The organism is Pandoraea aquatica, from assembly GCF_902459565.1.
GTDB lineage: Bacteria > Pseudomonadota > Gammaproteobacteria > Burkholderiales > Burkholderiaceae > Pandoraea > Pandoraea aquatica.
The window spans coordinates 111637-133257 of sequence record NZ_CABPSN010000010.1 but is presented as its reverse complement, the minus strand read 5'-3'; the positions used below and the strand labels follow the sequence as shown (position 1 = coordinate 133257).

Here is a 21621-nt window from a genome sequence, read left to right as displayed (position 1 = left end):
GAGGAGCGGTTTTTTTACGTCTTGCGAAAATCACAACCGATCACGCCGCCACGCGCTTATCGCGCTCGATCACGGCATAGGCGCTGTGATTGTGGATCGATTCGAAGTTCTCGGCCTGAAGCACATATGCCGCCACGCGCGGCTCGTTGTTCAGACGCGTCGCCACGTCACGCACTAGATCCTCCACGAACTTCGGATTCTCATAGGCACGCTCGGTCACGTATTTCTCGTCCGGGCGCTTGAGCAGCCCCCACAACTCGCACGACGCCTCCTCTTCGGCCATCCGCACCAGCTCTTCGACAGCGATATCACCCGCGATCTCCGCGTCGATGGTGATGTGCGAGCGCTGATTGTGCGCGCCATATTGCGAGATCTTCTTCGAGCACGGGCACAGGCTCGTGACCGGCACGAGGACCTTGAGCCACACGCGCGTCTCGCCGTTGCGCACATCGCCAGTCAGCGTGACTTCGTAGTCCATCAGGCTCTGCACGCCCGACACCGGTGCCGTCTTGTTGATGAAGTACGGGAACGTCACTTCGATGCGACCGGCTTCGGCTTCGAGCTTATCGAGCATGCTGGCGAGCATCGCGCGGAAGCCCGCCACGTTCACCGGCTCGCGATTCTCTTCGAGCAAGGCAACGAAACGCGACATGTGCGTGCCCTTCTGGTCGGCAGGCAAATGCACGTCGAGATTGAACAGGCCGATGGTGGCCTGCACGTCGCCGTCGGCCAGACGCACCGACAACGGATGACGCACGCCACGCACACCAACGCGCTGAATCGGAATCTGCCGGGTGTCGACGGTGCTCTGCACATCCGGCATGACGAAAGCGGGGTTCATCTGGTTCATCTAATTTCCTTCTTTGCCGGCAAGCCGACTTGGGGGGAGGCAATGGGCAAACGTATCCGACACACGGCTCGCAAGCCTCTGCCGAGTGGCGTCGGGAACGTGCCGGAGAACCCCGGCACGGGATGGGGAATGCGTCTTTCAAAACGAAACGATCCGGCGCTGGGGCCGGATCGTTCGGAGACTCGAGACTACCGGACAGGTCAGGCGACGAGCTTCGTCGCAGTCTTGTCAGTTGTCTGAGCGGCCTCTGCCGACGGAAGATCGAAGCGCTCGCAGATCGACTTGGCGATACCTGCAGCGTCGAGACCCACGCCGGACAGCAACAATGCCGGGTCGCCATGATCGATGAAGCGATCGGGCAGGCCCAATTGTAGTACGGGTCGATTGCCCCCGCTGGCCAACAGGGATTCAGCCACTGCCGAACCCGCACCGCCCATGATGCTGCCCTCTTCCACCGTCACGAGGTAGTCGTGCGTTTGCGCCAGTCGTGCGATCAACTCGTCGTCGATCGGCTTGACGAAGCGCATGTCGGCCACGGTCGCATCGAGTTGCGCAGCCGCTGCAAGCGACGGGGCCACCATGCTACCGAAGGCGAGAATGGCGACGCGACGTCCGGCTTCCGCCTGGCTCTCGCGACGCACCACGCCCTTGCCGATCGGCAGTGCCGTCATCGTCTGCTCGATCACGGCACCCGTGCCTGCGCCACGCGGATAACGCACCGCCGACGGACCGTCGATCTGCACGCCGGTGTACAGCATCTGGCGGCATTCGTTCTCGTCCGACGGGGCCATCACGACCATGTTCGGAATGCAGCGCATGAACGGAATGTCGTACGCACCGGCGTGGGTCGCACCGTCGGCACCCACGAGCCCCGAGCGGTCCAGCGCGAACACGACCGGCAGATTTTGCAGCGCGACGTCGTGGATCAACTGATCGTAACCGCGTTGCAGGAACGTCGAGTAGATCGCGACAATCGGCTTCAGACCTTCGGTCGCCATACCACCTGCGAACGTCACCGCATGCTGCTCGGCGATGCCCACGTCGTAGTAACGATCCGGAAAACGCTTCTCGAACTCCACGAGGCCGGAGCCTTCACGCATGGCCGGCGTAATGCCCACGATGCGCTTGTCTACCGCCGCGATATCGCACAGCCAGTCGCCGAACACTTGCGTGTACGTCTTCTTGCTGCTCGTGCTCGGCTTGATACCTTCGGCCGGGTTGAACTTGCCCGGACCGTGATACAGCACCGGGTCGGCTTCCGCGAGCTTATAGCCGTAGCCCTTGCGCGTGACGACGTGCAGGAACTGCGGGCCCTTCAGATTCTTGATGTTCTCGAGCGTCGGGATCAGCGAGTCGAGGTCGTGACCGTCGATCGGGCCGATGTAGTTGAAGCCGAACTCTTCGAACATCGTGGCCGGCACGACCATGCCCTTGGCATGCTCTTCGAACTTGCGGGCCAGCTCCAGTACCGGGGGCGCCACGCTCAGCACCTTCTCCACGCCCTTCTTCGCAGCGGCGTAGAAACGGCCCGACATCAGACGGGCCAGATAGCGGTTGAGCGCACCGACCGGCGGCGAAATCGACATATCGTTGTCGTTGAGGATGACCAGCAGCGGCACGTCTTCATGCACGCCGGCGTTGTTCATGGCCTCGAACGCCATACCGGCCGTCATCGAACCGTCGCCGATCACCGCGATGCCGAAGCGGTTCTCACCCTTCGTGCGTGCGCCGAGCGCCATGCCGAGCGCCGCCGAGATCGACGTGCTCGAATGCGCCGTGCCGAACGTGTCGTACGGCGATTCGTCGCGCTTCGGGAAACCCGAGATACCGCCGAGCTGACGCAGCGAACCCATCTGTTCGCGACGACCCGTCAGGATCTTGTGCGGGTAGCTCTGGTGGCCCACGTCCCAGACAATGCGATCTTCCGGCGTGTTGAAGACGTAGTGCAGCGCAATCGTCAGCTCTACCGTGCCGAGGTTGGACGACAGGTGGCCGCCGGTGCGCGACACACTCTCAAGCACGAAAGCCCGCAGCTCTTCGGCCAGCGGCGCGAGTTGGCGACGCTCCAGACGCCGCAGATCGGCCGGGTCATCGATAGTATTTAGAAGTTCGTACATCGTCGTTCCATATATAGGCGTTCTTTACCGGGCAACTCCCCCTGTGAGTTGTTCCCGATCTCCTGCCGATGCGCTCTGTGGGGAGAAACGCGTCGACCCTCCTTGCCCCTTGCTTATCGCTACTGCAAGCAGTCCCCGGATACGCATTGACCCGCGCGCCAGGAACTCCTCAGAAAACTCATTTGCCGATGACGCGTCGCGAAGTGACTTCCGCCACGCATCGTCGGCTTACTTCTTAGCTACGTCGCTCAATTAATGCGATCGACGACGTAATCGGCCAGTGCACGCAGACGATCCGCGTTACCCAGCGACGCACTCGCTGCATGCGCATCGGCACGCAGCTTTTCCGCGTAGCCGCGCGCGCCATCGAGGCCCATCAGCGACACATAAGTCGGCTTGTCGTTGGCGGCGTCCTTACCGGCGGTCTTGCCCAGCGTGGCCGAGTCGGCCGTCGTGTCGAGAATATCGTCCACCACCTGGAAAGCCAGTCCGACGGCGGCTGCGTAAGCGTCGAGCGCGACCGTTTCGTCGTCCGACAGCGCGCGGCCACAAATAGCGCCCATACGCAGCGAAGCACGCAGCAACGCGCCCGTCTTCAGACGATGCATGTTCTCCAGTTGCGACTGCGTGAGCTTGATGCCCACGCTTTCCAGATCGATCGCCTGACCGCCGGCCATGCCGAGCGCACCCGAGGCCAGCGCCAGTTCACGCACCAGCGCGAGCGACTGCGCAGCGCTCAGATCGCCCGTCGCCTCGCCCAACAGTGCGAAGGCCTGCGTCTGCAGACCATCGCCAGCGAGCAGACCCGTCGCTTCGTCGTACTGCACGTGCACCGTCGGCTTGCCGCGACGCAGATCGTCATCGTCCATGCACGGCAGATCGTCGTGCACCAGCGAGTAGGCATGGATCATTTCGACGGCGCATGCCGCGCGGTCGAGCGCCGTCTCGCTGGCTTGCGTCACTTCGCCTGCAGCGAAGCACAGCAGCGGACGCACGCGCTTGCCGCCGCCGAGCACGGCGTAACGCATCGATTCGTTGAGTCGCGCCGAGCCGCCATCGGCCGCCTTGGGCAGCGCAGCGTCGAGCGCCTGTTCCACACGGGCCTGTACTGCCTGCATCCAGGCCTTGATATTCTGATCCGCCATCGTCTTCGTCCTACACGTGCCCGTCGGGCCGTGCTTGTTATTGAAGCGCCCCTGAATCTTGCTCGGGGCGCCTTGGGTCGTGGGTCGTCTTGCCGTATTTCGGGTTGGCCGCTCAAGCGACTTAGAACTCGTCGCGCGACGACGCTTCGAGCGGCTTGAGCGTCTCGCCTTCGAGCACCTTCACCTGCTGCTCGACCTTCTCGAGCAGGCCCTGGCAATACTTCACCAGGACGGCACCGCGCCGATAGGCGCCCAACGATTCTTCCAGTCCCAGTTCACCGCCCTCCATGCGTCCGACGAGCTGTTCGAGCTCAGCCAGCGCAGCCTCATAGGTCTCGGGCAGGTCTTGCGGCACTTCGGGTGCCGCGTCTTGCGACTTTGCAGTCTTGGCCATAAACGCAAAATTCGGGTCGAATGTTCCATTTTACGGCAAAAGCGCATTAGCTCGCAGAGCGTAAATTGCCTGAAATCGGGTCCGGATGACTTTTTTCGGACATTATTTAACGTAAATCATGGACTTAGCAGCCCTCGGTTGCTTAGACCGGGTATAATCGTCGGTTCCCCTAAATCGATTTTTCGATGGTTGGGTTGTTCACTGCTTTCAAGCTAGACGGGAGTGGGAATGTCCAATCTAAGCAGCGCTTTGCAACTGAAGCCAGCCTCAAGCCAACTACCGGTCTACACGTATTTCGACGAGGCGCTCCTCGCCCGCGAGCGTGAAGTCCTGTTTAAGCACGGCCCCCGCTACGTGGGCCACGAATTGATGGTCCCGGAAGTCGGCGATTATTTCGCCCTTCCGGCAGAGCAGGAAGGCCGCATGCTGGTCCGCAACGGTTCGGGCGAGCACAGCGGCATCGAACTGCTCTCGAACGTCTGCCGTCACCGCCAGGCGGTCATGCTCAATGGGCGTGGGAACACGCCCAATATCGTTTGCCCGCTTCACCGTTGGACTTACGACACAAAGGGCGAACTGCTCGGCGCGCCGCATTTCCCGGAGAAGCCCTGCCTGAACCTCGGCAAGTTCCCGCTGCAACGCTGGAACGGGCTGCTGTTCGAAGCAGAAGGCCGCAATGTGCAGGCCGATCTCTCACGGCTAGGCGTGAAGCACCATCTCGACTTCTCGAACTTCATGTTCGATCACGTCGAAGTGCACGAATGTAACTACAACTGGAAGACGTTCATCGAGGTTTACCTCGAGGACTATCACGTCGTACCGTTCCATCCCGGTCTGGGCAGCTTCGTTTCGTGCGAAGACCTGAGCTGGGAATTCGGCGACTGGTACAGCGTCCAGACGGTTGGCGTTCACGAAGGCCTCGCCAAACCCGGCAGCCCGATCTACCGCCAGTGGCACGACGTGCTGCTGCGCTACCGGGAAGGCGTGCCGCCGGACTTCGGCGCGATATGGATGGTGTACTACCCGCACCTCATGATCGAGTGGTACCCGCACGTGCTCGTGGTGTCGTGGCTGATCCCGAACGGACCGCAAAAGACGACGAACATCGTCGAATTCTATTACCCCGAGGAAATCGCGCTCTTCGAACGCGAATTCATCGAGGCCGAGCGTGCTGCCTACATGGAAACGGCACGCGAAGACGACGAGATCGCCGAGCGCATGGACGCCGGGCGTCGCGCCCTGTTCCAGCGAGGCGTCTCTGAAGTGGGTCCGTATCAAAGCCCGATGGAAGACGGCATGCAACACTTCCACGAGTTCCTGCGTCGCCAGATGGGGGATTTCTAAGCCTCGTCGGCTCAGGAAATCTCATCGTACGAGAACGCAAGACGATCCGGTGGAAGTCGCGTCGGATCGACCTCGCGGACGCCATGTGGTACCGGCGAGACTGAATTAAATATTTGCCGAAAAAACGCTGAACGGCGGGCCATGTGCCCGCCGTTTTCGTTAGAATCGACGCCATGCTTTCGATATGACCGTGCACTGACCTTTTGTGCTGCACGAGTCGCCTGCGTTCAGCACAAAACGCGCTCGTTCGTCTCCTCGCCGTTATCGGCCACAATTCGCCATGCAATCGCTCTGGATGTTGGTCTCCGCCTTCATGTTCACGTTGATGGGGCTCTTCATCAAGCTGGCGGCAAACGAATACAACACCGGCGAAATCGTTCTCTACCGCAGCCTTATCGGCGTGATCGTCCTGCTGGGGATGGCGCGTTTGCGCGGCCAGTCCATTCGCACACGTCATCTGGGATCGCACATCAAGCGCAGCACGGCCGGCGTTATTTCCCTCGGTCTCTGGTTCTTTTCGCTCACGCAATTGCCGCTTTCCACGGCAATGACGCTCAACTACATGTCGCCGATCTGGATTTCGCTGATCGTGATGGGGACGGCGGCAATGCGCGGTAGCCTGCGCACCGATTTCAGGCTGGTGGCGGCGATCTTCGCCGGTTTCGTTGGCGTGGCGCTCCTGTTGCAGCCGACCATCGACAGCCAGGCGTGGGTCGCCGGTGTTGCAGGCGTCGTCTCCGGCGTGTTCTCCGCCATCGCGTACATGCAGGTCAAGGAGCTGGGCGCCGCGGGCGAGCCCGACTGGCGTATCGTCTTCTACTTCTCAGCCGGCGGCGTGCTGCTCGGTCTGACCTGGGTCGCCATCGAAGGCCTGCACCCGATGACCTGGCGCGGCGCCGGCCTGATGCTGGGCGTCGGGATCGCCGCATTGATAGCGCAGACGGCGCTCACCCGGGCGTTCAGTCTGGGCAACACGCTCGTCACTGCGAATCTCCAATATTCGGGCGTAATCTTCGCTACACTGATCAGCATGCTTGTCTGGGGCGACTGGCCTGCGCTGGCCGGCTGGATCGGCATGCTGCTCATCGTAGCGAGCGGCATGACCGCACTGCGCCGGCCTTCCCCCTCCGCCTGATCGCCGCCGAACGAATCCCCCACGCCCGTCTGCGGAGACGCCATGATTCATACGCATTTCACCACGCTCATCAGTCCGCAAAATCTCGATGCGCTGATGCAAACCGCCGCCGGTGGCGGTGCCCCGGTGGTCATCTTCGATTGCCGTTTCGATCTCGCCAATCCCAAGGCCGGCGAGGAAGCCTACGTTCAGGGTCATATCTTCGGCGCGTTCTACGCGCATCTCGAACGTGACCTTTCCGGCAAGACGAACGGCAAGAACGGCCGTCACCCGCTACCCGATCGCGACGCCCTCGTTCGACATCTCGCCGCTTGCGGCCTGTCGAAAGGCCAGCAGGTTGTCGCGTATGACGCCCAGGGCGGCATGTATGCCGCGCGCCTGTGGTGGTTGCTGCGCTGGCTCGGACACGAGTCGGTCGCCGTCCTCGACGGCGGCCTGCAAGCCTGGGAAGCGGTCGGATTCAAACTCGATGCCGCACCGCCCGAAGCGCCGCCACCCGGCGATTTCGCGCCGGGTGAACCGCTGGCGACGACGGCAGACGCCGCCGCCATCGAGCGCAATCTCACGTCGCACGAGCGTCTGGTGATCGATGCCCGCGCACCGGATCGCTATCGCGGCGAGAACGAAACCCTCGACCCGATTGGCGGCCATATTCCGGGCGCAAAGAATCGCTTCTTCAAAGACAATCTTGGCGCTGACGGCCGCTTCAAGCCAGCGGCCACACTGCGCGAGGAGTTCACACAGGTGATCGGGCACGACCGCCTGCCGGAACGCGTCATCTCGCAATGCGGCTCGGGCGTGACCGCTTGTCACAATCTGCTGGCAATGGAAGTGGCTGGCCTGCACGGGGCGAGCCTTTACCCCGGATCGTGGAGCGAGTGGTGTGCAGACAAGCGCCGTCCGGTGTCGACGGGGGCACAACCCTGAGACACGACGCCGACTTAAGTCGGCTCGCAACGCAAAAGGGCACCTCGATGAGGTGCCCTTTTTTGTACCGCTCGACGTCGTGCGTACGACGTGCCGACGACGCCAGACTCAGTGCTGCGAACCCGCCGCACCATTCGCAGCGACTGGCACACGGTGACTATTGCCCCCGCCCTCCGAACCGCCCTCGCTCGCCGACATCGCCAACGCACTTCCGCCATTGTCATGATCGTGCCCGTGATCATGATCGTGGTCATGACCATTGAGCCACACCACCAATGCCAGCCCGACACCGATCAGCAGGATCTGCGGCAGGGCGTCGCGCGGCGACGTGCGTCGTTGCATCTGCGGCATGAGATCCGACACGGCAATGTAGATGAAGCTGCTCGCCGCGAGCGCCAGCAGGTACGGAATCAGGCTTTGCAGACGATCCAGCATGAAGTAACCGAGCACGCCACCCAGCAGGGCCGTCAGGCTCGACGCCAGGGTCAGCACCAGCGCCTTGCGGCGCTTGAACCCCGCGTTGAGCAACACCATGAAGTCGCCCAGCTTGTGCGCGACTTCGTGCACCGTGATCGACACCGTCGCCGCCACACCCAGACGCGGATCGGTCAGAAAAGCCGCCGCAATCACCACGCCGTCGGCGAAATTGTGGATCGCGCTGCCCACCAGAATCATCCAGCCACCCTTGCCCGCTTCGTGCGCGTCGTGGCCGTGCTCGTGGTGATGTCCGTCGCCTTCGTGATGATGGCTGTGGCGCAGCAACGCCAGCTTTTCCAGCAGAAAGAAGCCCAGCAGTCCGCCAAGCAACCAGCGCGTGATGACGTGAGCGTCGACGTGCGACTCCAGGCTTTCCGGCAGCAAATGCAGCAACGCCGTGCCGAGCAGCACCCCCGCCGAGAAGCTCACCATCTTGTCGATGAGTTTCGAGAGCAGGCCAAGCGACAGCGACGCCGCCCCGAAAAGACTCAGCACGCCGGAGGCCAGCGTGGCGATTACGATGAAAAGAAAGATGGCGTCGATGGTGATTCTCCCGCGGGCAAGCCGGCGATTTAACCAGCTTTTACCGTTACAGGCAAACCGTATGCCGACAGCGCGCCCGCGGCACCCCGCCGATCAGGCAACCCCGTGCTTTCTGAACCAATCCTGCGCCAGCTTCCAGCCCTCTTTCGCATCGGCCTCGACATAGCTCGCCCGATAATCCGCGAAGAACGCGTGGCCCGAGTTCGGGAACACCTTCAGCTCCGAGCCCTTCGACGCGACATCGCCCTTGGCCAGCGCTTCGCGCGCCTGCTCGACGCTCGCGACCGGAATCCCCGTGTCCTTGCCACCGTACAACCCCAGCAACGGACCATGCAGCTTGCCAGCGATATCGATCGGGTTCTGCGGGAAGCTTTCGCTCTTGTCGCCGACGATGCGTCCGTACCACGCCACCGCCGCCTTCACGTTCGGGTTGTGAGCGTCGTACAGCCACGCGACGCGTCCGCCCCAGCAGAAGCCGGTGATGCCCAGACGCTTTTCGTCGCCGCCATTGGCGACCGCCCACTTCACAGTCGCATCGATGTCGCTCATCACTTGCTTGTCCGGCGTTTTCGCCACGATTTGCGTTTGAATCTCGGCAATCGTGCCCAACGATTGGGGGTCGCCCGCACGCGCGAACAACTCCGGCGCGACCGCCAGATAGCCGAGCTTCGCGAAGCGACGGCAGATGTCGGCAATGTGCTGATGCACGCCGAAAATCTCCGAGACGACGACGATCGTCGGCAGATGCGTTTTCCCGGCAGGCTTTGCGTAGTACACCGGCATCTTGATACCGGGCACGTCGAGCATGTGCTCGCCTGCGTCCAGCCCTTGGGTGTCGGTAGTGATCGTTTCGGCGGCCACTGGCAGCACCGCCAGCGCAAACGCCGAACCGACGGCGGTCTTCAGAAAATCGCGTCGGTTACGCGGCGCAACTTCAGGTACGAGACTATCCAGATCCGCTTGCGACATGTCGCACTCCAGGAGAAAGCGTCAAAAAGAAAAGGTTCGGGAAGACTGCCGACCGGAGGCCGGACGTTCGGATATTACTAGAGAGGGAATCGGGTTGCACTCGGACGACACCCCGACATGACTCGGAGGATTCCGAAACTGCATGGCAGGCGGTCGGGTTCAGGGTAATGACGGCCCGGAGGATAAAAAAAGCCGCGCAAGCGATCAGCCTGCGCGGCTTTGACGTTCGTGAAATGTGAACGCTTCGTCAGCGATACCTCATCAATGCAGCTTCACCCGCGGCACCGTCGAGCGACGCAGCCGGTTGGCAACCGTATCGAGCATCATTCGCCACACGCCGTGCAGCGCCGCCACGTGCATCCGATAGAGCGACGTGTACATCACGCGGGCAAACAGCCCTTCGATGAACATGCTGCCGCCGATCAGTCCGCCCATCAGGTTGCCCACCGCGCTGAACTTGCCCAACGAGACCAGCGAGCCGAAGTCGCGATACGTGAACGTCGGCAAGCTCTGCCCCTTCAGACGCGCCTCGATCGCCTTCACGAGGAAACTCGCCTGCTGGTGCGCCGCTTGCGCACGCGGCGGCACGAAACCATGCTCCGGCCACTCGCAGCTCGCGCAATCGCCGAACGCGAAGATGTCGGGATCGGTCTTGCTTTGCAGCGTCGGGAGCACCTCGATCTGATTCAGACGATTGACGTCCAGCCCCAACGTGCCGAGCACCGGCGGTGCCGTAATACCGGCCGACCAGACCGTGATGTCCGCCGGCAGAATCTTGCCGCTGGTCAGGGTCACTTCGTTGGCGCGCACTTCCGCCACCGAATCGCCACACAGAATGTCGACGTCCAGCTTGGCGAGCAACCCGGCCACCGCGCCCGACACACGCTCCGGCAGCGCCTTCAGAATGCGCGGACTCGATTCGATGATGGTGATGCGCACGTCCTTACGCGGGTCGAGCTTCAGACCGTAGGAGCGCAACACTTCAGCGGTATTGCGCAACTCGGCCGACAGTTCCACGCCCGTCGCGCCCGCACCGACGATCACGAGATTGACCTTGGGACGCTGTGCGCCCGACGGCGACAGCAGCGCCCCACCGCTCTGCGCCTCGGTCGCAGCCACCGGTGCCGACGCCTCGGCCGCGCTCTGCGCACGCACGCAAGCCGCCATCAACCGGCGACGGAAACGCTCGGCCTGTTCGACCGTATCGAGGGCAATGGTGTGTTCCCTGGCACCCGGAACACCGAAGAAGTTAGTCGTGCTGCCGATGGCGAGCACGAGCGTGTCGTACGGCAACGTGCGCTCGGGCAGCAAATCGCCCTCGCCTTCGTCGTCCGCCGCCGGGACAGCCGCCAGACGGATGGTCTTGGCCGCACGATCCAGCCCGATCATCTCGCCCGTCGCGAACTCGAAGTGATGCCAGTTCGCCTGCGCCACGTAAGAGAGCTGATGCGTCGCCGTATCCATGACACCGGCCGCGACCTCATGCAGCAGCGGTTTCCAGATGTGCGACAGGGAACGGTCGACCAGCGTTATTTGAACGTCCTTGCCACGCCCGTACTTGTCGCCCAACCGGGTGACGAGTTCGAGACCGCCGGCGCCGCCGCCGACCACAACGATACGATGAACACTCACAATAACTCCCCGTGCTTGGAAAACCGTCCGGCCGGTCAGCATTTGCCAGACCGGCGATAGCGATTACCTTACCGCAGAGTGCGGACTTAGGGTATACCCGTCACCCTATTTCCGCTATTGCGTGACCTTGATCGTCATGGCGGCCGAAGCATGCTGCAACGCCGACCGCCCCGCACTATCAGTGCGCTTGTTCCCAGTTCTCGCCAACGCCGACTTCGGCCACCAACGGCACGCGCAGCTTGGCCACACCGCACATCAGTTCCGGCAGACGCTTGCGAACCTCAGCCAATTCATGATCCGGCACTTCGAGCACAAGTTCGTCGTGCACCTGCATGATCTGACGCGTCTGCAAACCGCTGTCGTCCAGCCAGCGCTGCACGGCAATCATCGACAGCTTGATGAGGTCGGCGGCGGTGCCTTGCATCGGCGCATTGATGGCCGCGCGCTCGGCACCCTGACGACGCGGACCGTTACCGCCGTTGATGTCCGGCAGCCACAGACGACGGCCGAACACCGTTTCGACGTAGCCCTTCGCCTTGGCGCTCTTGCGCGTCTCGTCCATGTAGCGCGCCACGCCCGGATAACGCATGAAGTAGCGATCGATGTATTGCTTGGCGGCGTCGCGCTCGATGCCGAGGTTCGCAGCCAGCCCGAACGCGCTCATGCCGTAGATCAGACCGAAGTTGATGACCTTGGCATAGCGGCGTTGTTCGGAAGACACCTCCAGCGGTGTGACCGCGAAGATTTCCGCAGCGGTCGCACGGTGAATGTCCTCGCCATTCGCGAATGCGCGCAGCAGGCTTTCGTCGCCCGAAATGTGCGCCATGATGCGCAACTCGATCTGCGAGTAGTCGGCCGAGACCAACTGGCTGCCCGGCGGCGCGATGAAGGCCTCGCGAATACGACGCCCTTCGGCCGTACGCACCGGAATGTTCTGCAGGTTCGGATCGTTCGACGCCAGACGGCCGGTGATCGCCACGGCCTGTGCGTAATTCGTATGCACACGCCCCGTCGACGGATTGACCATCTTCGGCAGCTTGTCCGTGTACGTCGACTTGAGTTTGGCGAGGCCGCGATACTCCAGAAGCACCTTCGGCAGCGGGTAGTCCTCGGCGAGCTTCTGCAACACTTCTTCATCGGTCGACGGCGCGCCGCTTGCCGTCTTCTTGACGACCGGCAGTTGCAGCTGCGTGAAGAAGATGTCGCCGATCTGCTTGGGCGAATTCAGATTGAATTGCTGCCCGGCCAGCGCGTATGCCTCGGTTTCGAGCGTGATCAGCTTGCGTCCGATCTCATCGCTTTGCGCCGCCAGACGCGCCGTATCGACCAGCACGCCGTTGCGCTCCATGCGTTGAAGCACGCGCGCCGTGGGCATTTCGATATCGCGATAGACGAATTCGAGCGTGGCTTCGCGGGCGACGTCGGGGTACAGCGCACGATGCAAACGCAGCGTGATGTCGGCGTCCTCCGCGGCGTACTCCGTCGCACGTTCGACGCTGACGTCGTCGAAGCCAATCTGCTTGGCGCCCTTGCCGCACACGTCTTCGTACTTGACCGTCGTCACGCCCAGATGGCGCGACGCAAGACTGTCCATGTCGTGACTGCGATGCGATTCGAGCACGTACGATTCGAGCAGCGTGTCGTGCGCAATACCGCCCAGTATCACGCCATAGTTCTCGAGCACATGTGCGTCGTACTTGAGGTTCTGTCCGACCTTCTTGTGATCGGGACTCTCGAGCCAGTGCTTCAGACGTGCGAGCACTTCGTCGCGCGGCAGTTGTTCGACTTCCCCCGGCGCACGGTGCGCCACCGGGATGTACGCCGCGCGGCCCGGTTCGCATGAGAACGACAGACCGACGAGTTGTGCCTGCATCGCGTCGAGCGAGGTCGTCTCGGTATCGAACGCCGTCAACTCGGCAGCTTCGATGGTCTTCAGCCACGCATCGAACTGCGCCCACGTGAGCACCGCTTCGTACTGACGCTCGATGGTGTCGGCTACCGGTGCCGGCGCGTCTTCACCGGCTTGCGATGCCACCGTGGCTTCCGCTTCGCGCAGCAGTGTCTTGAAGCCGTGACGCGAGAAGAAATCGCGCAACACTTCGGCGTCTTCAGGCTGCGTTTGCAGACTGGCTTCGATGGAGGTGACCTGCGGCGTGAGATCGCAATCGAGCGCCACCGTCACGAGCTTGCGCCCCATCGGCAGCCAGTCGAGCGCACGTCGCAGATTCTCGCCCACGGCCCCCTTCACCTCGGCGGCGTTGGCAACGAGGTTATCGAGATCGCCGTATTGCGTGAGCCATTTGACGGCCGTCTTCGGCCCGCATTTTTCGACGCCCGGCACGTTATCGACCGTGTCGCCCACCAGCGTGAGGTAATCGACGATGCGCGCAGGCGGCACACCGAATTTCGCTTCGACAGCAGCCGCGTCGAGCGTTTCGTTCGTCATCGTGTTCACGAGCGTGACGCGGTCGTTCACGAGCTGCGCCAGGTCCTTATCGCCGGTCGAGACGACCACGCGCATACCGAGTTCGGCCGCCCGCTTTGCAAGCGTGCCGATGACATCGTCGGCTTCCACGCCGTCGATCATCAACAGCGGCCAGCCCATCGCGCGCACGGCTTCGTGAATCGGTTCGATCTGCGCGCGCAGGTCTTCGGGCATCGACGGGCGATTCGCCTTGTACTCGGGGTACCAGTCGTCGCGGAAGGTCTTGCCCTTTGCATCGAAAACGCAAGCGCTGTACTCTGCATGAACGTCTTTACGCATGCGGCGCAGCATATTGACGATGCCGTGCAGCGCGCCCGTAGGCTCGCCGCCTGGGCCGCGCAAATCCGGCAGGGCGTGATAGGCTCGATACAGATAACTCGAACCATCGACCAATAAGAGCGTCTTACCTTCCAGACTTTGCTGTTCCGACATATGACCAAGAGAAGAAAAGAGATACCGAGTCTGCGCCAGTTGGCAGACCATGAGCGCGCCACCGCCAAGAAGGCGCGCGCGTCGTGGCAGATGTTCACGATTATGGCAGAGTTCATCGAGGCGACCGAGTACCTGTCGGAGATCCGGCCGGCCGTCAGCATCTACGGCAGCGCCCGCATCAAGCCGAAATCGCCGTTCTACAAACTGACGATGACGATTGCCCGCAAATTCTCGGACAACGGCTTCGCCGTCATCTCCGGTGGCGGCCCGGGCATCATGGAAGCGGCCAACAAGGGCGCGCACGGCGGCGCGTCGCCGACCGTCGGTCTGAACATCGAACTTCCGCACGAGCAAAAAGGCAATCAGTGGCAGGACATCTCGCTGCGCTTTCGCCACTTCTTCACCCGTAAGGTCACGTTCGTCAAGAATTCGGACGCCTTCGTGATCATGCCCGGCGGCTTCGGCACGCTCGACGAATTGTCCGAAGTGCTCACACTGATCCAGACGCAGAAGTCGCGTCGCGTTCCGGTCATTCTGGTGGGTTCGGAGTTCTGGAAAGGCCTGCTGGACTGGGTGCGCTCGTCGATGTTGCCGATGGGCCTTATCAGCGAGAAGGATCTCGATCTCGTGCAGGTGATCGACGACCCCGACGAGATTCTCAAGGCGGTCTTCGCGTTCTACGACGGCCACATCGAACCCGAGACGGAAACCAGCGAGAAGATGTTCTATCTGTAAGCGCTGACGTCAACGACATCTGCAATGCAAAACGGCGCCGCGAGATCATCGCGAGCGCCGTTTTTTGTGGCGGACGCGCGTCCGCCGGAGCACCCCATCAGAATCAGAATCAGCAACCGCTTTCGCGCGGCGTGGTCTCGACTTCCAGACCGAAGAACGGACGCAGACGCGTGCCGAACACGTTGCCGAAGAACGCCGCCACCAGCCACAGCCAGCCGTGCAGACTGCCGGAGATGATGCCGCTGAAATAGGCCCCGATGTTGCAACCGTACGCCAGACGCGCGCCGTAGCCGAGCAGCAGACCACCCACGATAGCCGCGATCAGCGAACGCACTGGCACCTTCCACACCGGCGCAAACTTGCCCGCCAGCGAGGCGGCCACCAATGCGCCGAGGATGATGCCCAGATCCATGACGGTCGTCACGTCCTGCGAGACCGGCGCGTTGAGCACGTTGATCTGCTTGGCCCAGTACGGCCACGAAGCGACATCGATCCCCACGGCCATGAACGCCTTCGCACCCCACAGCGCGAATGCCGACGTCACACCCCACGGGCGGCCCGCCAGAGCAAGCGTTGCGTAATTGAGCAGCACGAGCGCGAGGGCGCCCCACACCAGCGGCCACGGACCGCGCAGCAGTGCGGGCTTGCCTTTGGCATTACGCGTCATCGGCACACCGACGATACGACCATGGCGACGCTTCTCGGCCCACAGCGTGAACGCGCCGATGGCGGCGAACAGCGCGAGGTTCGCAATCAGCGCGGACCACAGGCCCCACGTCTTCACGAGAGACACAGGCTTAATGTGCGGCAGCGATTCCCACCACGGCAGATGCGCCGTCGCTACGACCGAGCCGACGATGAACGCCGCGAGCGTCACCAGCATGCGCGTGTTGCCCCCGCCCGCCGTGTACAGCGTGCCCGACGCGCAACCGCCGCCGAGCTGCATGCCGATACCGAAGATGAACGCGCCGAACGCCACCGACACGCCGACCGGCGAGACGAGACCGACGACCTTGTTGCCGAAGAGCGTGCCGTCCGCCAGTGCCGGGAAGAACAGCACGACACCGACCGCGAGCATCACCATCTGCGCGCGCAATCCCGCGCCACGACGATCCGAAATGAACACGCGCCACGCCGACGTGAAACCGAACGCCGCGTGATACAGCGCCACGCCAAGCAACGCGCCGACGCCGGCCAGCGCGGCCTGCTTTGGGCCGACCGTCGCTTGCAGGTACGCGATGCCGATGACGATGAGCACCAGCGCAATCGTCAGCGGGCGAGCATTGTAGGAAGAGGGAGAAGGCGACGCCGTTTTAACGGCAGCCGAAGCGGAAGACGACATGACTTTCTGACTCCAGAATGCAGATGGGTGGCACCTGGCCACCCATTGAGACAACTTGCAAGAGTGCCAGAACATGACCTCGATGCGAACGACTGTTTTGTGATTTCTTTATAACCAAAGGAAATATAAAGGCAGAAGAAGAATCATCCGAAATCTCACATTTCGGACAGAAACCTTGTCATGAAACGTTCATTGGTGAGGGCAAAAAGCGCTGCAGGCAAGCAACGACGGTGCATTCCGCGAGATTCCACAATGCGAAGTGGGGTACGTTTGATAGAATGGACAGATTGGAACCCGCTGCGCCGGCCCGGCTTGCCTCTTACGTCGCGGATGCGTTCCCGCCCTCGGAGAATAATGATGAAAACGCGCTTTTCCCGTGCCCTGCCCCTGATGATCGGTGCCGGCCTGCTGTTCGCCGGTCATGTCTACGCTCAGGACGGCAAGGAAACCGCCGCACAAGCCGCCAAACGTGAAGCCGACGCCCGCGCTGCGGCCACCAGCGTCCAGAACGTCGACGTCAACCAGGAACGCAAGCCGAGCTATTACGTCAACGACCAGGGCACGACCGTGACCGAGTACCGCGATCGCGGCAAGCCCACGGAAATCGACGTCCACTCCCGTTTCGGCACCAACTACCAGTTGACCACGCCGCCCGACAACGCGCCGCGCGCACGTGACAACACGTCGCAAAACGACCGTCTGCCGTCCGTCGGCCTGAAGTTCTGACGTCTCTGGTAATCTGACTCTTTCGCGCGCCACCCGCACCTTTCGGCGCGCCTGCTTCCTGTTTGTCTCAAACCAGCGGCCCGCTGCACGCGCACGGGCCGTTTGTCTGAGGCTTATCCACTCAACGCACGCATGGCCGTTTTTACTTCCGTCTCGCCCGAGCAGCTCCAGCAGTGGCTGCAACGCTACGATTTGGGGAATGTTCTCGACTTCCGGGGCATCAGCTCGGGCATCGAGAACACCAACTACTTCCTGACGACCGAGCGCGGCGAGTTCGTGCTGACGCTGTTCGAGAAGCTCACGGCCACGCAGTTGCCGTTCTACCTGCAATTGATGGGCCATCTGGCGCATCACAGCGTGCCGGTGCCCGATCCGATTCCGGATCGCACGGGCGAGATTCTTGGCGAGCTGAACGGCAAGCCGGCCACTATCGTCACCAAGCTGGCGGGTCGCTCCGAACTGGCTCCGGCCGCCGAGCACTGCGCCCATGTCGGCGCGATGCTCGCCCGCATGCATCTGGCCGGACGCGACTTCACGCTGGAACAAGCCAACCTGCGCAGCTTGCCGTGGTGGCGCGAGGCGGCTCCGGCGGTGCTGCCCTACCTGAGCGATGCCGAACGCGCGCTGCTGGAAAACGAAATGGCACATCAGGAGGCGTTCTTCGGCTCCGGCGACTACCGCGCGATGCAGGCTGGGCCGTGCCACTGCGATCTGTTCCGCGATAACGTACTCTTCGACAAAGCAGAAGACGGCTCACCGCAGTTGGGCGGCTTCTTCGACTTCTACTTTGCCGGCTGCGACAAGTGGCTGTTCGATCTGGCCGTGACGGTCAACGACTGGTGCTGCGACCTCACCACCGGCGAGCTGGACGACGTCCGTGTGCACGCGATGCTGCGTGCATACGAAACGGTGCGCCCGCTGACCGACATCGAGGCGTCGCACTGGCGCGACATGCTGCGAGCGGGCGCGCTGCGATTCTGGCTCTCGCGCCTGTATGATTTTCACTTGCCGCGGGCGGCCGAAATGCTCAAGCCGCACGATCCGGGGCATTTCGAACGAATCCTGCGCAAACGCATCGAAGCCGTTTCCATTCCCTGGCTGTAACCCGACGCCCACTCGGAGTCTCTCGAACCCTATGCAATTGCTTGAAGTCCCGCCGAAGAGTGGTTATTTGTGGCTGCGCCAGGGCATCTGGCTGTTCCGCAAGAACCCGCTCGCCATCATGAGCCTGCTGTTTGCCTACATGTTCGGCACGTTGTTGATCTCCTTCGTGCCGATCATCGGTGGGCCCATCTTGCTCGTCCTCGTTCCGGGCCTGTCGGTGGGCTTCATGGCCGCCTGCCGCGACATCATCAAGAACAAACAGGTGCTGCCGCAGGTGTTGCTCGACGGTTTTCGCGGACACGGCAAGGAAATCGCCCGGCGTTTGCTGGTGCTCGGCGGCTTTTACATGGCCGCGACCGTCGCCGCTTACCTGATTTCTTCGCTGTTCAACGGCAGCGAAGTGATCAACAACCTGCTGTTCGACGGCAACGTCAACCGCGACGAGATCATGAACGGCACGGCCGGATTGGTCGCCGCCATTGCCTTCGCCATCGCGTACATCCCGGTGGCGATGTTGTTCTGGTTCGCGCCGGTGCTCGTGGCGTGGCACGACATTACGCCCGTCAAGGCCATCTTCTTCAGTTGGACGGCCTGCACGCGTAACTTCCGCGCCTTCGTCGTCTACGCGCTGTGTGTGATGTTGCTCGCAGCCGGGGCGTCGATGATTCTCACGATCATCATGGCGGTGCTGGGCGTTTTCCAATACGCCATTCTTCTGGTCTCGCCGCTGTCGCTGCTGTTCGCGGCCATCATCTATTGCTCGTTTTACGCCAGCTATCGCGGATGCTTCGGCGTGCAGGAGATCGGCGCACTCGATCCGAACGTTTCGCCGCCAGAGGCTTGAGTCTGGCATCGACCTGCGTCGAGAAAAGCAAAGGGCACCCGAAGGTGCCCTTTTTTATTGCCTTGGCTTATGGCTCCGCTGCCGCACGCACGATCACTCGATCGGCTGAAGCTTTGCCACGGCCAGCGCCAGCCATTTCTCGCCGTGACGGCCGAACTTCACATGCGCACGCGCCTCGTCACCCGTGCCTTCCAGCCCGATGATCTTGCCTTCGCCGAACTTGGTGTGGAACACGCCCTGCCCCAGCTTAAAGCCCGTCTCCGACGCGCGCGAGCGGTCGGCCAGCGCCTGCTCGGACTTCGTCGCCGCCCACTCGTCCTTCGGCGCGCTGACCTGCGGACGTGAGAACCAGTCACGCCCCCAGGCCGGTTCGCTCTGACTCAGACGCGCGCCCGGTTGCGCACGCGGCGTAAGGAACTTCAGCACTTCCTCGGGGATTTCGTCGAAGAAGCGCGAGCGCACGTTGTAGCGTGTCTGGCCGTGCAACATGCGGCTTTGCGTGAACGACAGGTACAGACGCTCCTTCGCGCGCGTGATCGCCACGTACATCAGACGACGCTCTTCTTCGAGCCCGTCGAGTTCGAGGGCACTGTTTTCATGGGGGAACAGCCCCTCTTCCAGGCCGGTGACGAACACCGCCGTAAATTCCAGCCCCTTGGCAGCGTGCACCGTCATCAGTTGCACGGCGTCCTGCCCGGCTTCGGCCTGGTTGTCGCCCGCTTCGAGCGACGCGTGCGAGAGGAAGCCTGCGAGCGGGGTCATCTCCACCGGCGTATCGGCGTCGACCACGCCATCGGGGGACGCCAGCACGTCAGGCGCGCCCGGCAGTGCGGGGCGCATCGCAATCAGACGCGCCGGTGCGTCCAGCCCATACCCCTCTTCAGCGATGAAGGCCGTGGCGGCATGCACGAGTTCCTGCAAGTTCTCGATGCGGTCCTGACCTTCCTTCTCGGTCTGATAGTGCGCAATCAGGCCGCTCGCATCGATGACATGCGTCACCACCTCCGGCAGCGTGAGCCGCTCGGTCGCGTGGCGCATCTGTTCGATCATGCGTACGAACGCGAGCAGATTGGTCCCGGCCTTGCCCGTCATATAAGGCACAGCCGCATACATCGAGCAGTTGTAGAGACGCGCCGCGTCGGCCAGTTGCTCCAGCGAACGTGCGCCAATCCCGCGCGTGGGGAAATTGACGACGCGTACGAACGCCGTATCGTCGTTCGGATTCTCGATCAGACGCAGATACGCCAGCGCGTGCTTGACTTCCTGACGCTCGAAAAAGCGCAGGCCACCATACACGCGGTAGGCGATGCCCGCGCCGACCAGCGCATGTTCCATCACCCGCGACTGAGCGTTGCTGCGATACAGAATCGCCACATCCTGCCGCGACAGACCTTGTGCGACCAGCGCCTTGATTTCTTCGACGAGCCAACTGGCCTCTTGCAGGTCGGTCGCCGCTTCGTAGACGCGAATCGGCTCGCCATGCCCCGCGTCGGTACGCAGATTCTTGCCCAGACGTCGCGCGTTGTTGGAAATCAGCGCGTTGGCGGCGTCGAGAATATTGCCGTGCGAGCGATAGTTCTGCTCCAGCTTGATCAGGTGACGAACGCGGAATTCGCGCTCGAAGTCAGCCATATTGCCGACGTTGGCACCACGAAACGCGTAGATACTCTGGTCGTCATCGCCCACGGCGAACACGGCAGCCTGGGTGCCGGCGAGCATCTTCAGCCACGCATACTGGAGCTTGTTGGTGTCCTGGAACTCGTCGACGAGGATATGACGGAAGCGCGACTGGTAATGCACGCGCAGCGGCTCGTTGTGCTTGAGCAGTTCGAAGCAGCGCAGCAGCAGTTCGGCGAAATCGACCACGCCCTCGCGCTGGCATTGCTCCTGATAGCTCGCGTACAGTTCGACGAACTTCTGGTTGAACGCGTCGTTGGCCTCGACTTCATGCGGCCGCAGGCCCTGTTCCTTCGCGTTGTTGATGAAATATTGGAGATTTTTGGGCGGAAATTTCTCATCGTCGACATTCGCCGCCTTCATCATCCGCTTGATGGCGGAGAGCTGATCGGACTGGTCGAGGATCTGGAAGCTCTGCGGCAGCCCGGCGTCGCGAAAGTGCGCGCGCAACATGCGGTTGCACAGCCCGTGGAAGGTGCCGATCCACATGGCGCGCGTGCTGATCGGCAGCATCGCGCCAAGCCGGGCCTGCATTTCCTTGGCGGCCTTGTTGGTAAAGGTCACCGCCAGAATGCCTGCCGGGCCGACGTGTCCCTGCTGGATCAGCCAGGCGATACGGGTGGTGAGCACGCGCGTCTTGCCGGAACCCGCGCCCGCGAGAATGAGGGCCGGCTCGTCGGGAAGCGTGACGGCGGCCAGTTGTTCGGGGTTCAGATTGGCGAGCAGATCGGGCATGTCGGGGA

17 protein-coding genes are annotated in these 21621 nt (G+C 62.4%); 7 read left to right on the top strand and 10 right to left on the bottom strand.

From position 1 onward, the window contains the following. Nucleotides 1–40: 40 nt before the first annotated feature. The 4 genes from folE2 to PAQ31011_RS24200 all read right to left on the bottom strand — a co-directional run bounded on the left by folE2 (nucleotide 41) and on the right by PAQ31011_RS24200 (nucleotide 4506). Entirely contained in the window at nucleotides 41–850 is an 810-nt protein-coding gene (gene folE2 / locus PAQ31011_RS24215) for a GTP cyclohydrolase FolE2 (protein ID WP_150578216.1), read from the bottom strand. 200 nt (nucleotides 851–1050) lie between these two features. After that, entirely contained in the window at nucleotides 1051–2967 is a 1917-nt protein-coding gene (gene dxs / locus PAQ31011_RS24210) for a 1-deoxy-D-xylulose-5-phosphate synthase (protein ID WP_150578215.1), read from the bottom strand. A 248-nt stretch (nucleotides 2968–3215) separates the two neighbouring features. After that, nucleotides 3216–4112, bottom strand: coding sequence for a polyprenyl synthetase family protein (locus tag PAQ31011_RS24205; RefSeq protein WP_150578214.1), 897 nt, complete (start codon nucleotides 4110–4112; stop codon nucleotides 3216–3218). Nucleotides 4113–4233: 121 nt separating this feature from the next. Next, entirely contained in the window at nucleotides 4234–4506 is a 273-nt protein-coding gene (locus tag PAQ31011_RS24200) for an exodeoxyribonuclease VII small subunit (protein WP_150578213.1), read from the bottom strand. A 228-nt stretch (nucleotides 4507–4734) separates the two neighbouring features. Here PAQ31011_RS24200 and PAQ31011_RS24195 point away from each other — a divergent pair, with 228 nt between their 5' ends. From PAQ31011_RS24195 to PAQ31011_RS24185, 3 genes are all read left to right on the top strand, one after another. Beyond that, a complete protein-coding gene (locus PAQ31011_RS24195; RefSeq protein WP_150578212.1) occupies nucleotides 4735–5850 on the top strand; it encodes an aromatic ring-hydroxylating oxygenase subunit alpha in 1116 nt (371 codons plus the stop codon). 280 nt (nucleotides 5851–6130) lie between these two features. Next, entirely contained in the window at nucleotides 6131–6985 is an 855-nt protein-coding gene (locus PAQ31011_RS24190) for a DMT family transporter (protein ID WP_150578211.1), read from the top strand. Between the two features lie 42 nt (nucleotides 6986–7027). Then, the gene (locus PAQ31011_RS24185; RefSeq protein WP_150578210.1) at nucleotides 7028–7912 is read left to right on the top strand and encodes a sulfurtransferase; all 885 of its coding nucleotides are present in this window, start codon (nucleotides 7028–7030) and stop codon (nucleotides 7910–7912) included. Nucleotides 7913–8020: 108 nt separating this feature from the next. Here the strand turns inward: PAQ31011_RS24185 and PAQ31011_RS24180 are convergent, their stop codons facing one another. From PAQ31011_RS24180 to polA, 4 genes are all read right to left on the bottom strand, one after another. After that, on the bottom strand, nucleotides 8021–8932 hold the full coding sequence (locus PAQ31011_RS24180) for a ZIP family metal transporter (protein WP_425495139.1): 912 nt from the start codon (nucleotides 8930–8932) through the stop codon (nucleotides 8021–8023). Between the two features lie 93 nt (nucleotides 8933–9025). Then, on the bottom strand, nucleotides 9026–9901 hold the full coding sequence (locus tag PAQ31011_RS24175) for a dienelactone hydrolase family protein (RefSeq protein ID WP_150578208.1): 876 nt from the start codon (nucleotides 9899–9901) through the stop codon (nucleotides 9026–9028). A gap of 261 nt (nucleotides 9902–10162) precedes the next feature. Continuing rightward, on the bottom strand, nucleotides 10163–11575 hold the full coding sequence (locus PAQ31011_RS24170; RefSeq protein ID WP_150578207.1) for an NAD(P)/FAD-dependent oxidoreductase: 1413 nt from the start codon (nucleotides 11573–11575) through the stop codon (nucleotides 10163–10165). A 136-nt stretch (nucleotides 11576–11711) separates the two neighbouring features. After that, nucleotides 11712–14450, bottom strand: coding sequence for a DNA polymerase I (gene polA / locus PAQ31011_RS24165; RefSeq protein WP_150578206.1), 2739 nt, complete (start codon nucleotides 14448–14450; stop codon nucleotides 11712–11714). On the opposite strand from polA, the gene PAQ31011_RS24160 reads away from it, so the two are divergent. Beyond that, nucleotides 14451–15185, top strand: coding sequence for an LOG family protein (locus PAQ31011_RS24160; protein ID WP_150578205.1), 735 nt, complete (start codon nucleotides 14451–14453; stop codon nucleotides 15183–15185). Nucleotides 15186–15294: 109 nt separating this feature from the next. On the opposite strand, the gene PAQ31011_RS24155 is transcribed toward PAQ31011_RS24160, so the two are convergent. Next, nucleotides 15295–16527 (bottom strand): YeeE/YedE family protein, encoded by a 1233-nt coding sequence (locus PAQ31011_RS24155; protein WP_150578204.1) that lies wholly within the window; start codon nucleotides 16525–16527, stop codon nucleotides 15295–15297. Nucleotides 16528–16884: 357 nt separating this feature from the next. Here PAQ31011_RS24155 and PAQ31011_RS24150 point away from each other — a divergent pair, with 357 nt between their 5' ends. The 3 genes from PAQ31011_RS24150 (at nucleotide 16885) to PAQ31011_RS24140 (ending at nucleotide 19201) form a co-directional block, all read left to right on the top strand. After that, the gene (locus tag PAQ31011_RS24150; RefSeq protein WP_150578203.1) at nucleotides 16885–17253 is read left to right on the top strand and encodes a hypothetical protein; all 369 of its coding nucleotides are present in this window, start codon (nucleotides 16885–16887) and stop codon (nucleotides 17251–17253) included. A gap of 132 nt (nucleotides 17254–17385) precedes the next feature. Then, complete coding sequence (locus tag PAQ31011_RS24145) at nucleotides 17386–18357, top strand: homoserine kinase (protein ID WP_150578202.1); 972 nt, start codon at nucleotides 17386–17388, stop codon at nucleotides 18355–18357. A gap of 31 nt (nucleotides 18358–18388) precedes the next feature. Continuing rightward, complete coding sequence (locus PAQ31011_RS24140) at nucleotides 18389–19201, top strand: BPSS1780 family membrane protein (protein WP_150578201.1); 813 nt, start codon at nucleotides 18389–18391, stop codon at nucleotides 19199–19201. Nucleotides 19202–19294: 93 nt separating this feature from the next. On the opposite strand, the gene PAQ31011_RS24135 is transcribed toward PAQ31011_RS24140, so the two are convergent. Then, nucleotides 19295–21613 carry a UvrD-helicase domain-containing protein gene (locus PAQ31011_RS24135; RefSeq protein WP_150578200.1) on the bottom strand — a complete coding sequence of 773 codons (2319 nt, stop codon included), beginning with the start codon at nucleotides 21611–21613 and terminating at the stop codon, nucleotides 19295–19297. Nucleotides 21614–21621: the final 8 nt, after the last annotated feature.

Excerpts from the sequence above, each read along its gene's own strand:
- folE2 (WP_150578216.1), bottom strand. The coding sequence starts at position 850 with ATGAACCAGATGAACCCCGCTTTCGTCATGCCGGATGTGCAGAGCACC.
- dxs (WP_150578215.1), bottom strand. The coding sequence starts at position 2,967 with ATGTACGAACTTCTAAATACTATCGATGACCCGGCCGATCTGCGGCGT.
- PAQ31011_RS24205 (WP_150578214.1), bottom strand. The coding sequence starts at position 4,112 with ATGGCGGATCAGAATATCAAGGCCTGGATGCAGGCAGTACAGGCCCGT.
- PAQ31011_RS24200 (WP_150578213.1), bottom strand. The coding sequence starts at position 4,506 with ATGGCCAAGACTGCAAAGTCGCAAGACGCGGCACCCGAAGTGCCGCAA.
- PAQ31011_RS24195 (WP_150578212.1), top strand. The coding sequence starts at position 4,735 with ATGTCCAATCTAAGCAGCGCTTTGCAACTGAAGCCAGCCTCAAGCCAA.
- PAQ31011_RS24190 (WP_150578211.1), top strand. The coding sequence starts at position 6,131 with ATGCAATCGCTCTGGATGTTGGTCTCCGCCTTCATGTTCACGTTGATG.
- PAQ31011_RS24185 (WP_150578210.1), top strand. The coding sequence starts at position 7,028 with ATGATTCATACGCATTTCACCACGCTCATCAGTCCGCAAAATCTCGAT.
- PAQ31011_RS24175 (WP_150578208.1), bottom strand. The coding sequence starts at position 9,901 with ATGTCGCAAGCGGATCTGGATAGTCTCGTACCTGAAGTTGCGCCGCGT.
- PAQ31011_RS24170 (WP_150578207.1), bottom strand. The coding sequence starts at position 11,575 with ATGCTGACCGGCCGGACGGTTTTCCAAGCACGGGGAGTTATTGTGAGT.
- polA (WP_150578206.1), bottom strand. The coding sequence starts at position 14,450 with ATGTCGGAACAGCAAAGTCTGGAAGGTAAGACGCTCTTATTGGTCGAT.
- PAQ31011_RS24160 (WP_150578205.1), top strand. The coding sequence starts at position 14,451 with ATGACCAAGAGAAGAAAAGAGATACCGAGTCTGCGCCAGTTGGCAGAC.
- PAQ31011_RS24155 (WP_150578204.1), bottom strand. The coding sequence starts at position 16,527 with ATGTCGTCTTCCGCTTCGGCTGCCGTTAAAACGGCGTCGCCTTCTCCC.
- PAQ31011_RS24150 (WP_150578203.1), top strand. The coding sequence starts at position 16,885 with ATGAAAACGCGCTTTTCCCGTGCCCTGCCCCTGATGATCGGTGCCGGC.
- PAQ31011_RS24145 (WP_150578202.1), top strand. The coding sequence starts at position 17,386 with ATGGCCGTTTTTACTTCCGTCTCGCCCGAGCAGCTCCAGCAGTGGCTG.
- PAQ31011_RS24140 (WP_150578201.1), top strand. The coding sequence starts at position 18,389 with ATGCAATTGCTTGAAGTCCCGCCGAAGAGTGGTTATTTGTGGCTGCGC.
- PAQ31011_RS24135 (WP_150578200.1), bottom strand. The coding sequence starts at position 21,613 with ATGCCCGATCTGCTCGCCAATCTGAACCCCGAACAACTGGCCGCCGTC.